Below are 16124 nucleotides of genomic sequence, written 5' to 3'. Positions count from 1 at the left end.
TTGTGTTGAGGCTTTTTTACATTTTTAAAATGATTGGAATATAATTAAAAACTTAGCAACTTAGTCCTGATAGCTATCGGGATATTTTAGAAGCTTAAAATAAGAAAGATGAGCAAAGAATTAAAAAAGTTTAAAGTAAGCAACAGTTTTGCTTTTACAATCGAGGATAGTTTAGAACAAGTTTGTAATGCTCCTGAAGGAGGTGCAGGAATTTTTGTTGTATATGCTGTTGAAGGTGATACGAAAGAGTTAATAATGGTTGGTTCTACAGGAACCGTTCAGAATGATGGAACTCTAAAAAGCAAAAATGGTGGTTTATATGATAAAATCGTAAACGGTCATCAATTTGCTAAAACAGGAAGAAAATATTCTTGGCCGGCACAAATGAAATTGGAGAGTATTGATGCTTTAGAAGTGGTTTGGTATGAGACTTTTAATGCAGATGTAAAAGCTATTCCAACTGCAGTTGAAGGTCAGGTTTTGCAGAATTTCTTAGATGAAAACGCAAAATTGCCTAGATGGAATGTAGCTTTCTAAAAAGTTATTTAAATAAAAAATCATTAAAAAGCCTTACTAATTTAGTAAGGCTTTTTTTTTATCAAATACATCATTTATTTCTCATTTATGTTGTTTACTGATTACAAGAATAACATAATGTTTATGGTTTTAAACGCTGCCAGGACAGATTAAACTAATCTATAAAAAAGTTCAATTGAACATATTAATAAAAAAACGCCAATACAATTATAAGTAAAGTATTACACTTCATAAAAATATGTTAAAGAAAATATAATTTTAACATTTAGCTGAAGCCCCCGAAAAATCTAATAAAAAGACAGTTTTCTACATTAAGAAACTGTTTTTTTTATGTAAAAAAATTGGCTTTTAAATTTAAGCTTTTATATATTTAGCAAACAAAATGAAAGGAAAATGTTAAATAAATGCATTCCTTAAGTAAAAAGTCTGTTAAACACATTACCCCAAATTAGAAGATGAAGGATGCGATTTTAAAATTCAATAGTATTGATGATGCAATGCTTTGGAATAATTTAAGAGAAGGTGATGAAAAATCATTTTCGATGTTGTTTGAAAGATATTATACCGATTTGGTACGTTATGGCAATTCACTTTCTCCATATGAAGAAAAAGTACAGGACTGTATTCAGGATGTATTTACTGATATTTGGGTATATCGAAATGCACTTCAAAGTTCGGTAATTGTCAAAGCATATTTATTATCCAGCGTACGAAAAAGAATTGCTCGTTTGTATGAGAGAGACCATATTTTTCGTAAAACAACCAGTACAGATTCTATTGCATTTCTTTTGGAGTTTTCAGTTGATTATGAACTTATTGACGATGATTATGCTACAAAAGAAAAAGTTATTCATTTAAATAATTTATTGAACGATTTACCGGCACGACAAAAAGAAGCGCTATATCTTCGTTATCATCAGGGTCTGACTGTAGAGCAAATTGCAGAGATGCTGGATGTTAATTATCAATCAGCTAGTAATTTGCTACATCGTGGTTTACTTAGCCTTCGCAAGGAATGGAAAGGGAGTTTTACCATATTTCTTATGCTATTTTCAAGTAGTTTTTAATTTTATTTTAAAAAAAATAAAAAAAATCACAATTTGATGAGTATATAATAAGAGTGTTGTCCTCTATGTTTCTGTAACCTTATTTTTAGATGCAAAAACGTAACACATATACTCAAATTGAAGATTTTTTGTCTGACGAATCTTTCCAGTCATGGATTTTATTTAAAATTGATGAAAATGGTTGGGAAGAATGGACTTTAGAAAGTCGCCAACGTGCTAAGTTGGTTCAGGATGCAAGACTTTTATTGTTAGCAATGAAAGTTCCGGAATCTGATTTGTCTTCCTCAGATATTCATAACGCCTTACAAACAGTATGGCGCAAAATTGAAGAGAAAGAAAATCAAAGTAATTCTGAAGAGAATTCAAAAACATTTTTTTTAAGAAAATATTTTCTTGCAGGAATTGCTGCAAGTTTACTCCTCTGTTTAATGTCAGTTTGGTTTTATAATAATCATTTTAAGACTGACAATATTGTTACCTACAAAGAGTTAATCGATGAGAATAGCGAAGGGTTAGTTGAACAAACTAATAATTCCAGTAAACCGCAAATTATCACTTTATCTGACGGTAGTTCGGTTTTGTTACAACCCAATAGTAAATTAAGTTACCCTAAAATCTTTACCGGAAACGAAAGAAAGGTTTATTTATCCGGCGAAGGTTTCTTTGAAATTAGTAAAAATCCAAGAAAACCTTTTTATGTTTATGCAAACGAGATCGTTACCAAGGTAGTTGGAACTAGTTTTAGAATAAAAGCTTATTCTGATCAGCCTGACGTTGAAGTTCTTGTTCGCACCGGTAAAGTTAAGGTAAAATCAAATGACCTGATAGCTAAATCAGATCAGCAGGAAGTGGTTCTGCTTCCTAATCAGGCACTTCGATTTTTAAGAAGTGATTTGAAATTCAACAAAATAACAAATATTACCCAAGATGAGACATTAGTAAAAAGTGTTGGTAATATTGAACAGCTAAGTTTTGAATTTACAGATATTCCGGTCTCACAAATTTTTGAAACAATAGAACAAGCTTATTTAGTTGATATTGATTATCCGAAAAATAAACTAAAAGATTGTCATCTTACCACTTCACTCAGTGATCAGCCTTTGACAGAAAAACTAAAAATTGTTTGTAAAAGTATTGGAACTAATACCAATTTTGAGATGAATGGAAATCAAATCACGATCACATCAGAAGGTTGTAATTAGTTTAATCTGTATAACTGTAATTATATAGAAGAAGCTCAGTAATTTAATTAAAAACCAAAATAAAACTAAAAATTAACCAAACTAAAAATTACAGTCATTGCCTATGTAAAAACCAAATGCATAAAAAAAGTGCCGAAATGCTGTAACATTTCGACACTAATAAAATTGAATTTCTCTCTGTAAAGAGCAATTCAGTACGTTTCTTAAAATACACGCGAATAGTATTAATCAAAACAAACCAAAATTATGAAAAAACCAGTTGTTAAACAACGATTACTCCATCGAATCATGAAAATAACGCTATTTCAGTTTGTCCTGGCACTTGTGTTTTCAAGTGTTACTATGGCAAACAGTGTAAATGGGCAAAGAAAACTAGATACAAAAGTTACGATTACAGTTGCAAATTTGACTTTAGATAATGCGTTATCAAAAATAGAAAAATCTGCACACGTAAAATTTTCTTATAATTCAAGACTGCCACAATTAAATCAAAAGGTAAGTATCGAGGCAAATGAAGAAACTTTGTCGAGTATCCTTAACCGAATTTTAGTGCCTTTCAATATTACTTACGCAGAAGTTAGTAATCAGATTATATTACAAAAAAATGTGACCGCAGATCCATTTTCAAGTACGACAAATCATGATTCACTATTCGAAATATTAGCTGCAGGTCCAATTATTAAGGGGAAAGTAACTGATTCAGGCGGAAGCCCTCTGCCTGGCGCAACTGTTATGGCAAAAGGAACTAAAATTGCAGTTTTAACTGATTTTGATGGTAATTTTTCTATCGAAATGCCGGCAAATAGCGATACGATTGTGATTTCCTATGTTGGAATGGAAACCAAAGAAATTGGTACTACAAATACAAATCCAACAATAGTTTTAAGTGAAATAGGTCAAAACTTAAAAGAGGTTGTCGTAACGACAGGTTACGAAAAAACATCTAAAAGAACTTTTACAGGTGCGATCAGCAAAATTTCAGGAACAGAATTGAAAGTTGATGGGGTTGTCGATGTGAGCAGAATGATTGAAGGTAAAGCGGCAGGGGTAACTGTTCAAAACGTAACAGGAACTTTTGGTACAGCTCCTAAAATTACAGTTCGTGGATCTTCTTCAATTTTTGGAGACACAAAACCTTTATGGGTAATTGATGGTGTTGTTCAGGAAGATATTATCAATTTATCATTTGCAGATTTAGCATCTGGAAATTCAGAAACACTATTAAGTTCATCTGTAGCAGGTTTAAATGCAAACGACATTCAAAGTATTGAAATTCTTAAAGATGCATCTGCTACTTCAATTTATGGTTCAAGATCTTTAAACGGGGTTGTAGTTGTAACAACAAAGCAAGGTCGTAGAGATTCTCCATTAAAAATAACATACGGTTTGGAGCAAACTGTTAGAACAGTTCCAAACTACAGCCAATATGATATTTTAAATTCTCAGGAATCGATGAGTATTTTTAAAGAAATGGAGGCTAAAGGCTACCTTGATTTACCTTCAACAGTGAATGGCAGATATGGTGGGGCATACAATATTTTAGGAAGAGCGATAAACACATATAACCCTGAAACAGGTACTTATTTAGTGAATAATGATCCTGTTAGCCGTAATAATTTCTTGAAAAAATATGAATTGGCAAATACAGATTGGTTTAGTGTATTATTTAGGCCATCAATTACACAAAATCACTCTTTGAGTTTTTCTGGTGGAGGAAAAAATAATACATTCTATGCTTCGTTGGGTTTTTACACAGATCCGGGATGGACGATTGCCGATGATGTAAAACAAATATCAAGTAACATTAAAGGTACATTTTATGTAAATGACAGATTGAATATTACCTTATCTACACTGGCGTCTATTCGTGATCAGGGTGCGCCCGGAAGTTACGAAAGCGAAAAAGATGTTGTTTTTGGTAAAGTAACACGTGATTTTGATATCAATCCCTTTAACTACGTATTAAATACAAGCAGAACCTTACGTCCTTACGATGAAAATGGTAATCTGGAATACTATAGAAATAACTGGGCAAAAATGAATATTGTTAACGAATTGGCCAACAATTATATGGAAATTGAGGTAAAAGATATTCGTTTTCAATTGGATTTAGATTACAAAATATCACCACATTTAACTTATAATTTGACAGGTTCAGCACGTTATGCAAATACAAATCGTGAGCATAAAATTTTAGAAGGTTCAAATGTTGTTGGCGCATATAAAGCCGGAACACCAGATGGGGAAGATGGAGTTAATACTCTTGTAAGAAACGATAATATCTTTTTGTATCAGGATCCGAATGATTTAAATGCTCCAAAAGTTTCTGTTTTACCAAATGGAGGTTTTTTAAGAAAATTTACTAACGACATGACATCTTATAACTTAAGAAACAGTGTTAATTATAGAAATGTTTTTAATGATAAACATGAAGTCGAAGGTTTATTTGGTACTGAGATGAGAGTAGTAGACAGGTCAAGTGATAATTTTACCGCTGCAGGTTTACAATATGACAGAGGTTTGACAGCATTTACAGATCCAAGAATAATTGAAAAAATAATTAATGGAGGTGATTCATACTATGGTTTTAATGAAGAAAAAGAAAGAACTGTAGGTTTCTTTGGTAAAGTAGGATACACTTATGATCGTCGTTACACAGCATCTGTGACAGGACGTTATGATGGCTCAAACAGACAAGGAAATAGCAATTCATCAAGATGGTTGCCAACTTATACTTTCAGTGGAAAGTGGAATGTTGCTGAAGAAAAATTCATGAAAAATGTAGAATCGGTAAATACTTTAGCATTAAGAGCTTCTTATGGTTTAACAGCTACAGCGGGACCTGCAACAAACTCTTTGGCAATCTACAAAAGTGCCGTGACAGATCGTTTTATTCTTGATGACAGAGAAACCGGAATTAGAATCGATGAATTGCAAAATTCAAATTTAACATGGGAAAAACAATTCGAAACTAACATTGGAGTAGATCTTGGAATGTTTAATAATAGAGTTCAATTTACTACAGATGTTTATAGTCGTAAAGCATTTGACTTAGTCGATTATGTAATTACTTCCGGAATTGGAGGTCAAAGAATCAGACAAGGAAATAATGCAGATATGGAAACTAAAGGTTTAGAGGTTGCATTTACAACTAAAAACTTTGATAACAAAGATTTTAAATGGTCTACAACGCTTAACTTTTCTGTTTATAACCAGGAAATTACAAGGTTAGAAAATACGCCAACAGCATTTGATTTAATTGATGCGAATGGAGGAAATACAATTGGTCATCCAAGAAATTCATTATACTCCTACCAATTTACAGGTTTAAATAATCAAGGTCTACCTACATTTATTTTACAGGATGGAGCTGAAAATAATATTACAGAAGCTAATTTTCAGGATAATTTAAATGTTACAAAATATTTAAAATATGAAGGATCAATCGAGCCAAATAAATCTATAGGTTTAGCAAATACATTTACATACAAAAACTGGTCTTTATATGTGTTTTTTGTTGGGTCAGGCGGAAACAAAGTTCGATTGAATCCAATTTACGACAGTACTTACGATGATTTAACTGTATTTACAAAAGATTTCACAAATCGCTGGATCAATCCAGGAGATGAAAATTTCACAAATGTTCCGGTTATTGCAGACAGACGTTTAAATGCTAATTATGATGGAGCACGTAACCTTGCGAAAGCTTATAATACGTATAATTATTCAGATGTTCGTATTGCAGACGGTGATTTTGTCCGATTAAAAAATATATCATTGAGTTGGGAATTTCCTAGTGATTTCAAGAGAAAAATTGGAGTAAGTACTTTTACTTTAAAAGGATCAGCGGTTAATCCATGGTTAATTTATTCGGATAAAAGATTAAATGGTCAGGATCCTGAGTTTCGTAATTCAGGAGGAGTTGCTTTACCAGTAACATCTCAATATACCTTTACTTTAAACCTTTCATTATAATAGTCAAAATCATGAAAAACTTAAAAATAACATTATCCCTGTTAATACTTATTTGTATTACTAGCTGTGATGATTTTCTGTCTGAAAAGCCAGATAACAGAACCGAAATTGATACGCCTGCAAAAATATCAGAATTATTAGTTGAAGCTTACCCTCAAATGAGCTATTTTGAGATTGCCGAAACAATGTCAGATAACGTTTTTGATAGCGGATTGACGGAAACATTACCAAAAAATGAACAAAACTATAACTGGCTGATTCAAACAGAAACAGCAGATATTGATACACAAGCTTACTATTGGGATGCATGCTATAAAGCAATTGCACATGCAAACAAGGCTTTACAGGCAATTGAAGAATTAGGAAATTCACCGAGTCTTAATCCACAAAAGGGAGAAGCACTTATTGCCAGAGCTTATTCTCATTTTATGTTGGTTTCACTTTGGTCAAAACGTTACAACCCCGCTACGGCAGCATCAGATTTAGGAGTTCCTTATGTAACAAAACCAGAAACAGAATTATTGACTAAATACAAAAGAAATACAGTTGCTGAAGTTTTTGATTTTATCGAAAAAGATATTGAAGAAGGTTTAAAATATGTAACAAACGATTACAAGGAACCCAGATTTCACTTTAATATAAATGCATCAAAAGCTTTTGCCAGCAGATTTTATTTAGTAAAAGGAAATTGGGATAAAGTTATTGAATTATCAAATGATTTGGGTTCAAAGCCAGTAGGTAAATTAAGAGATTATTCAGCTTATGAATCTATAGGTGTTGAAGATCAACAATTAAAATATGGAGCAAGTAGTGTTGAAACAAATTTGTTAATTGTTTCTGCGAATACAATTGTAAGCAGAGTTTATTATTTAAATCGTTTTAACTTATCAGGTACACGTCAGCCAGAAATTTTTGGAGGATCTACAAATCTTTTTGGGAAACCATATTATTATAATCTTTATTCATCAAACAGCAGTATCACTTTATTTGTTCCAAAGTTTTACGAATATTTTAAATATTCAAACGTAACAGCTGGAATTGGAGATCCTTATGTTGCCGAAGTCTTATTAAGTAACGATGAGTTTTTCTTAAACAGAATCGAAGCACATGTTATGAAAGGTCAGACCGCTTTGGCAAACGAAGAATTGGAGTACTTTTTAGCAACAAGAACACCAACATATAATAGTACAACAGATAAAGTAACTGAAGCCAAAGTAGTAGCAAGATTTCCGGTTATTGCAGATGAATACACACCATTTTATCCAATGACGCCAGTTCAGACTTCTTATATAAAAGCGATTGCAGAAACGAGAAGAAGAGATTTTATACATGAAGGATTAAGATGGTTTGATATCAAGCGTTTTAATATTGTAGTGAAACATGAAACGGCAAATAAACCGGTTAATACATTAGTAAAAGATGATAACCGCAGAGCCTTACAAATTCCATTGCATGCATCAAGTACAGGTGTTGAGCTAAATCCTAGATAATCTTTAAAAGCAAATTCTTATGAAACTAATAAAATATAGTAAAATAGCACTTTTGGTTATGGTTTCGATGGCTATAATTTCCTGCGCAAATGATGAACGTCCGGGAGATAGTCAGTTAGATTATACACAGCCAACTAAAACAGCATTAGATAATTGGATTACAACTACTTATTTAAATCCATATAATATCAATGTCCAATATAAATGGAATCAAAATACAGTCGATAATAGTCGCTATCTATTTCCTCCAACAATTGATAAAGTACAACCAGCACTTGAGATTGTACAGACAATATGGCTTAAAAGTTATGCAACAATCGGGGGGGCGGATTTCGTAAAAAAAATAGCTCCAAGAGAAATTGTTTTAGTAGGAGGAGTAAATTTAAACAGTGTAGGTACCAGAACTTTAGGTTTAGCCGAAGGTGGACAGCGTGTTACTCTGTTTGAAACAGATTATATTGATCAATCAGATCGTGACAACGTATCAGAGTTTATACACACAATTCAGCACGAGTATATACATATTTTGAACCAAAATAAACCATTTGATGAAAAAGCATGGAAAGCCCTAACGCCAGGAGGTTATACGGCAGATTGGTACAATTACGATATACCGGAATCGAACGAACTTGGTTTTATTACCAGTTATGCAAGATCAAATATCAATGAAGATTTTGCAGAAACAGCTTCAATGATTTTAATCTATTCTAAAGCAGAATATGCTGCGTTTTTAGATGGTATTGAAAGTCCGACTGCTTATGCTGCGTTAAAAGCAAAGGAAGCAATTGTAGTAAAATATTTCAAAGAAGCTTTCAACATGGATTTCTACGCTTTAAGAGATGAAGCCGAAAAAAATACAACAGCTGTAATAAATAATTAAAAAAATTATTATGAAAGTAAAACACATATATAAGTACTTATTTGCAGCATTTTTAGTGCTGCAATTGAGCAGCTGTAATAATGATACAGATGCTGAACAAAAGTTTGACCAAACGCCAACAGAGCGTTTAAATGCTCAAAAATCAGAATTGAATAATCTGTTACTTTCTTCGGAATTTGGATGGAAAGCGGTTTATTTTACTGATAATACCGTTTTAGGCGGATATACTCATTTATTCAAATTTGCCAAAGACGGGACTGTACAAATGGCTTCTGATTTTGATAGTGATACCAACGTTTATAAAAGTGAATTCGAAATTCAATTAGGAAGTACTGTTAGTGTAGTTTTTACTACCAAGAACAGAATTCATCTTTTATCAGAGTCAGATAATTATCCAATTGCGGCGTTAAGAGCAAAAGGATATTTAGGAGATTTTCAGTTTTTATATTACGGACAGGAAAATGGTGAAATCATTTTTAAAACAAACAGAACTGCTAAGGAATTACGTTTTGTAAAAGCAACTGCACAAGATTGGACTGATTTGCCAAAAAACATTGACATGATTGATAATGTAGTAGGTGATGATACGCGTCCGCTTTTTAGATTATTAGAAACTAATGACGGAACAGCAAAACACCAGTTTGATTTCTCATTTTCAGATGTAACCCGTTTTGCAGAAGCAAATTCCATAGAAGCTGGTTATTCTGTAAGTTATAACATGGGAGTTGGTTACACGCCAACCGGAATTGTAGTAAGCCCGGCTGTAGAAGTTGCTGGACAAAAATTAACCAATTTTGTATACAATGATGTTGATGGAAGTTTTACTGCCACAGGAACGAATGGGGTTACTGCTATAATAAAGTACTCTTCTAAGCCTCTTGTTTTAACAGATGATTATAAAATATTATTGCCTGGAAGCGCTAATAATGTATATGCATATATCTATAATATTACAAAACCGGAACCGGCAAATTCTCCTTTGTTTCTATCTCTATTAGCAAATGCAGAAGCATTGGCAGGTACAGGTTTAATGATTACCAGAATACAACCTTGGTTTAATAATCCTGACGGAACAAGTTATATAGAATACAGATTTGCTGCTGTTTCAAACCCAGCCGTAACAATTGCGAGAAGATATCATTATTTTACGATTCAAAGTAATGCAACAAACAAAACTGTGACTTTAGTTCCGGGAGTTTGGAAATCAGTAGCAACTGCAGCTTCACCCGCAATTGCAACTCCATCTTTCTTAAAAGCACTTGATGACCAGTTTATGAACCCTCAGGGACTTTATTTTGCTAAAACACCAGTTTCGGGTTATACTGCGTATACCTTTACAAGTACAACGACACCTTTTAGAATGGTTGCATACTCATTTCAGTAACCAATAATTTTTAGTTTTATTTTAATTTTGGAAAAGCAGCTCAATTTGAGCTGCTTTTAATAACTTTTACTTCAATTATTCATAATGAAAAAAACTATTAGACCAATAAATGTTGTTTTCTTTTTATGGGCACTTATACTTATTGCTGTAACGGGATTTTACCCAGAATATAAAAGAGATTACCTATGGCTGTCTTTAATAGTAATCATTCCGGTAATTATTATTGATTTTATAAAGAAAAAAAAAGAAGATAAGCTTAATGATACAACAGAGTTTCAATCATCAATTTATAGAATGCTTATTATGGGCGTAATGCTATTGGTGTTTTTTCTCATTACAAAGCAAAATGATATATAAGAATTTAGTTTTAATTTTATTTTGAAGAAGGAGCAGCTCAATTTTGAGTTGCTTTTTTGATTTTGTTTTATCTATAATAGCACTAAATATTTTGAACTGTTGAAAGGTTATTGCGATTGTTATTTTTTTAAAAAGGGAATTATCATATATTTGACGAGTCATTCATAGCAGGAATAGCTACAAATAATATTAAAATTAATTTTGAATATGAAATTACTAGAAGGAAAAGTTGCCATTATTACTGGCGCTAGTCGTGGAATTGGAAAAGGAATTGCTGAAGTTTTTGCTAAACATGGAGCAAATGTTGCTTTTACTTATAGCTCATCTGCTGCTTCTGCAGAGGCACTAGAAGTTGAATTGAACGCTTTAGGAGTTAAAGCAAAAGGATACCAATCGAATGCGGCCGATTTTAATGAAGCGCAAACTTTTGTTGAAGCTGTTTTAGCTGATTTCGGAACGGTTGATATCTTGATTAATAACGCCGGAATTACAAAAGATAATTTATTGATGCGTATGTCAGAAGCTGATTTTGATCAGGTTATTGATGTAAACTTAAAGTCAGTATTTAATATGACTAAAGCCATTCAAAAAACTTTCTTAAAACAACGTGCTGGTTCTATTATTAATATTAGCTCTGTAGTTGGTGTTTCCGGAAATGCTGGTCAAACAAATTATGCAGCGTCTAAAGCGGGTGCAATTGGTTTTACAAAATCTGTAGCCTTAGAGCTGGGTTCTCGTAATATTCGTTGCAATGCAATTGCTCCTGGATTTATCGAAACAGAAATGACTGCAAAATTACCTGAAGATGTAGTAAAAGGATGGAGAGACGGAATTCCGTTGAAACGTGGCGGAACTACTGAAGATGTCGCAAACGCATGTCTTTTCTTAGCTTCAGATATGAGTGCCTATGTTACAGGACAAGTGCTTAATGTTTGTGGAGGAATGCTTACTTAAGAGTTGCAAAGGTTCAAAGTTACACAGGTTTTAGTAATCAGTTTTATCTGACTCTAGAATGAAACTGGAACCGAATAGTCGCAAAATGATGACTTTTGAAATCTGATTACTGTAAACTGATACTGAATACTAAAAATATATGACTACAAATACGATTCTATTATTATTGCTTTCATTAGTAATAGCGGGTGGTTTGTCGTATTTTCAATATTATTTTAAAGCCAAAAACAAATCCAATGTGATTGTGTTTTTGGCTTTTTTACGTTTTCTGGCTATTTTCGGATTATTGGTTTTATTAATAAATCCGATAGTTTCTAAAAATTCGCTTGAAATAACAAAAACACCGCTGGCTATTGCGGTTGATAATTCGAGTTCTATTGTTGCCTTAAAAGCAGACAAAAAGTTGCCGAATTATATCAAAAAATCATTTCAAATCCTGCACTTCAGGAGAAATTTGATATTCAGTCTTATCAATTTGATGCTGATTTCAAGCCTTCAGAAAAATTTGATTTCAAAGGAAAACAAACCAATCTTGATGAAGTTGCCAAGAATTTAAAAAGCATCAATAAAAATCTGATTTTCCCAACGGTTGTTATTACGGATGGAAATCAAACTACAGGAAACGATTATGTATATCGTTTTGATCCTGTCAATAAAGTTTATCCTTTGGTTGTGGGAGATACAACTACTTTTTTTGATTTAAAAATCAATCAGTTGAACGTAAACAAATACGCTTTTCATAAAAACAAGTTTCCTGTTGAAGTATTTTTACAGTATGCGGGAGATAAAGTTACAAATGCAGATTTTACAATTTCGCAAGGAAATTCAGTTGTTGCAAAAGAGGAAGTTTCTTTCTCGCCTTCTAAAAAAACAGCTACTATAAATTTACTTTTGCCTGCTGATAAAGTGGGTTTGCAAATTTTTAAAGCGACTATCTCATCAAACGAAAAAGAGAAAAACAGTTATAATAATATCAAGAACTTTGCAGTCGAAGTGATTGACCAAAAATCAACTATTGCAATTGTTTCATCAATAAATCATCCTGATATAGCGTCGTTAAAACGCTCCATTGAAGTTAACGCGCAACGTAAAGTGATTTTGGTTAAACCAAATGATATTAATCAATTACAAGATGCTTCTGTTTTGGTTTTATATCAACCAACAACAGCTTTCAAGGCAATTTTTGATAATAATAAATTAGCAGGAAGAAACACTTTTATCATTACCGGAAACAATACCGATTTTAATTTTTTAAATCAACAACAAAACAATTTGGTTTTTAAAATGAGCGGACAAAGAGAAGATTATTTATCCGAATTTAAATCTGAGTTTAATTTGTTTGCCATTGAGGATTTTGGTTTTGAGAATTTCCCGCCTTTGCAAAATTTATTCGGAACAATTTCAACTAATGGAAATGTATCGGTTTTGCTTTCTTCAAAAATTAGAAATGTTGCTACAAATGCGCCTTTGTTGGCTTTCGCCGAAAATCAAGGAAAAAGAACTGCCTTTTTATTAGGGGAAAATAGTTGGAAATGGCGTTTGCAAAGTCATATTGATAATCAGTCATTTGAAAAATATGATGTTTTCATAGATAAGATTATTCAATACTTAGCTTCAACGACTTCGAAAAAATCTTTGGTGGTAACACATGAAAGTTTTTATAATTCAGGGGAAGCGATTGCAATCAATGCGCAATATTTCAACAAAAACTACGAGTTTGACGAAAAAGCAAGATTGACAATTACAGTTACAAATGCCGAAACGAAACAAAGTAAAAATTACGATTTATTAAAAGGAAATAACTCTTTCTCTGTAAATCTAGATGGCTTAACAGCCGGAAAATATAATTTTTCAGTAAAAGAACTAAATTCAAATACTTCTTATTCAAGTCATTTTGAAATTCTGGATTTCGATATCGAAAAGCAATTTGTAAATCCTGATGTTTTAAAATTGAAACAATTGGCATTACAAACCAACGGAAAAGCTTTCTTCGAAAATCAGGCAGATGATTTAATCAATACACTTTTAGAAAATAAAGAATATAAATCAATCGAAAAAAATGTCTCAACCAAAACTCCATTGATTGACTGGGTTTGGTTGTTGATTTTAATTGCTGCTTTATTGACAACAGAATGGTTTGTGAGAAAGTATAATGGACTTCTTTAAAGTTGCAAAGGTTTATAGGAGCAAAGGCTCAAAGTTTTTCCTTAACTTGAAACTTTATACTTGAAACAAAAATAAACAGCATAATGGATTTCAGGCTAAAAGTATTTTACACCGTTGCGCTCCGCCTTAACTTTACTAAGGCGGCAACGGAATTATACATTTCCCAGCCTGCAGTTTCAAAACACATTCAGGAACTCGAAGAAACCTATAAAACTAAGCTTTTTGAACGTAACGGTTCTAAAATTGCTTTAACTCCAGCCGGAGAAATTCTTTTAAAACATACTAAAAATATTTTCGAGATTTACAGAGAAATTGACTTTGATATGAGTTCGTTTATCAACGAACGTCAAGGTTTATTGCGGTTGGGGGCAAGTACGACAATTTCACAATATATTATTTCTCCGGTTTTGGCTCGTTTTCATCAAAAACAAAAAGAGATCAAAGTCAATTTACTAAACGGAAATACGGAGCAAATTGAAAATGCTTTAATCAACAAAGAAATTGAAATAGGAATTGTAGAAGGACAATCTAAGAATCAGTCTATTAAATATATTCCGTTTTTAAAAGACGAATTGGTTTTGGTTTGTAATACCAAAAATCCTTTGGTAAAACAGCATAAAATTGCATTAGGAGATTTAAAAGAAATGAAATTCATAACGCGTGAAAGAGGTTCCGGAACACTTGAAGTTATAGAATATGCTTTGAAGCAACTAAATGTAAAATTTACAGATTTACAAATCGAAATGCAATTAGGAAGTACAGAAAGCATAAAATCGTATTTACTAAACTCAGATTGTTTCGCTTTCATGTCAATACACGCGGTAAGCAATGAATTGAAAAATAATGAATTGATCGTTTTAGATGTTGAGAGTTTAAGTATTGAAAGATATTTTTACATTATAACATTAGTCGGGAAGTCAGATTCTTTATCGGAGCTCTTTATTCAAAATTTATCATCTTACTATAATTTAAAGTTATAATCAATTGTATTTTACGATTGGTGTTTTCAATAAATATGGCGGACATTTGTACAATAATTATCAAATAGCATATTTTGAAAACGAAGCAACATTCTGAAACCCATTTATTCGAAGTGAATCTTTATTTCCAGCAAGTAGTTTTTGTATTAATTATTGCATTGTGTCTTTTCTCGCTACTTTCTCCGCCAATCGCTTTGTTATTGGGAGTTTTGACAGTAAATGTTTTCGGAAACCCATTTGTTGCATTCAATCATAAAGGCATTACTTTTTTATTGCAATTTTCAGTTGTTGGTTTAGGTTTTGGTATGAACGCTACATCAGCAATTTTAGCAGGAAAAGAGGGTTTTCTATTAACTGTCTTCTCTATATTTAGCACGCTAATTTTCGGAACGCTATTAGGAAAATGGCTTAAAACAGAGAAAAAGACATCGCATTTAATTTCGTGCGGAACAGCAATTTGCGGAGGAAGTGCCATTGCAGCAATTTCTCCTGTAATAAAATCAAATGAGAATCAGACTTCAATTGCTTTGGGTGTAATATTTATTCTGAACTCTATAGCGTTATTTATTTTTCCTTTTATTGGGCATCAACTTGATTTGTCTCAAAAAGATTTCGGTTTGTGGTGTGCTATTGCTATTCATGATACCAGTTCTGTAGTCGGTGCGGCAAATAAATACGGTGCAGAAGCCTTACAGGTTGCAACAACGGTAAAACTGGCCAGAGCTTTGTGGATCATTCCAATTTCACTCGGAACAGCCATGCTTTTTAAAAATCAATCCGGAAGCGTTGGAACAAAAATCAAGATTCCATATTTTATTGGTTTGTTTGTTTTGGCAATGCTTTTTAATACATATGTGCCAGAAGCCATCATTGTAGCTCCATATATTGTGAGTATTGCCAAAGTCGGTTTAACTATAACTTTGTTTTTAATTGGTGCAACTCTAAATGTAAATACTTTAAAATCAGTAGGAGTGAAGCCCTTGTTGCAGGGAGTCTTTCTTTGGATATTTATTACAGCTTTAAGCTTAATGTCAATATTATATTTTAGCTGATACAATTAAAATTAGAAGCAATTTTAAAAATGATTTTATTGCAATTATATCTTTAAAAACCTGAAAAAAATTAAATTAAT

Annotated in this window: 11 protein-coding genes and 1 pseudogene; all 12 read left to right on the top strand. The window is 32.3% G+C overall.

Features of this window, described 5'->3' with window-relative positions:
- The first annotated feature begins 108 nt into the window (after positions 1-108).
- Complete coding sequence (locus IHE43_RS14465) at positions 109-537, top strand: hypothetical protein (RefSeq protein ID WP_192184543.1); 429 nt, start codon at positions 109-111, stop codon at positions 535-537.
- Positions 538-992: 455 nt separating this feature from the next.
- Entirely contained in the window at positions 993-1604 is a 612-nt protein-coding gene (locus IHE43_RS14460; protein WP_192184542.1) for an RNA polymerase sigma factor, read from the top strand.
- An 89-nt stretch (positions 1605-1693) separates the two neighbouring features.
- Positions 1694-2806, top strand: a complete 1113-nt coding sequence (locus IHE43_RS14455) for a FecR family protein (protein ID WP_192184541.1) — start codon at positions 1694-1696, stop codon at positions 2804-2806.
- A 246-nt stretch (positions 2807-3052) separates the two neighbouring features.
- The gene (locus tag IHE43_RS14450) at positions 3053-6781 is read left to right on the top strand and encodes a SusC/RagA family TonB-linked outer membrane protein (RefSeq protein WP_192184540.1); all 3729 of its coding nucleotides are present in this window, start codon (positions 3053-3055) and stop codon (positions 6779-6781) included.
- An 11-nt stretch (positions 6782-6792) separates the two neighbouring features.
- The gene (locus IHE43_RS14445; RefSeq protein ID WP_192184539.1) at positions 6793-8271 is read left to right on the top strand and encodes a RagB/SusD family nutrient uptake outer membrane protein; all 1479 of its coding nucleotides are present in this window, start codon (positions 6793-6795) and stop codon (positions 8269-8271) included.
- A gap of 19 nt (positions 8272-8290) precedes the next feature.
- Complete coding sequence (locus tag IHE43_RS14440; RefSeq protein WP_192184538.1) at positions 8291-9151, top strand: substrate import-associated zinc metallohydrolase lipoprotein; 861 nt, start codon at positions 8291-8293, stop codon at positions 9149-9151.
- 10 nt (positions 9152-9161) lie between these two features.
- On the top strand, positions 9162-10535 hold the full coding sequence (locus tag IHE43_RS14435) for a DUF4302 domain-containing protein (protein WP_192184537.1): 1374 nt from the start codon (positions 9162-9164) through the stop codon (positions 10533-10535).
- An 84-nt stretch (positions 10536-10619) separates the two neighbouring features.
- Positions 10620-10892: a hypothetical protein gene (locus IHE43_RS14430; protein ID WP_192184536.1), complete on the top strand. Its 273-nt coding sequence runs from the start codon at positions 10620-10622 to the stop codon at positions 10890-10892.
- A gap of 207 nt (positions 10893-11099) precedes the next feature.
- Positions 11100-11846, top strand: a complete 747-nt coding sequence (gene fabG / locus IHE43_RS14425) for a 3-oxoacyl-[acyl-carrier-protein] reductase (protein WP_192184535.1) — start codon at positions 11100-11102, stop codon at positions 11844-11846.
- A gap of 139 nt (positions 11847-11985) precedes the next feature.
- Positions 11986-14012, top strand: a pseudogene (locus IHE43_RS14420) (hypothetical protein).
- Positions 14013-14095: 83 nt separating this feature from the next.
- Entirely contained in the window at positions 14096-14992 is an 897-nt protein-coding gene (locus IHE43_RS14415) for a LysR family transcriptional regulator (RefSeq protein WP_192184534.1), read from the top strand.
- Between the two features lie 74 nt (positions 14993-15066).
- The gene (locus IHE43_RS14410) at positions 15067-16044 is read left to right on the top strand and encodes a YeiH family protein (protein WP_192184533.1); all 978 of its coding nucleotides are present in this window, start codon (positions 15067-15069) and stop codon (positions 16042-16044) included.
- Positions 16045-16124 lie beyond the last annotated feature (80 nt).

The organism is Flavobacterium sp. MDT1-60 (genome assembly GCF_014844035.1).
Lineage (GTDB): Bacteria > Bacteroidota > Bacteroidia > Flavobacteriales > Flavobacteriaceae > Flavobacterium.
This window is presented reverse-complemented; position numbering and strand designations above follow the sequence as displayed.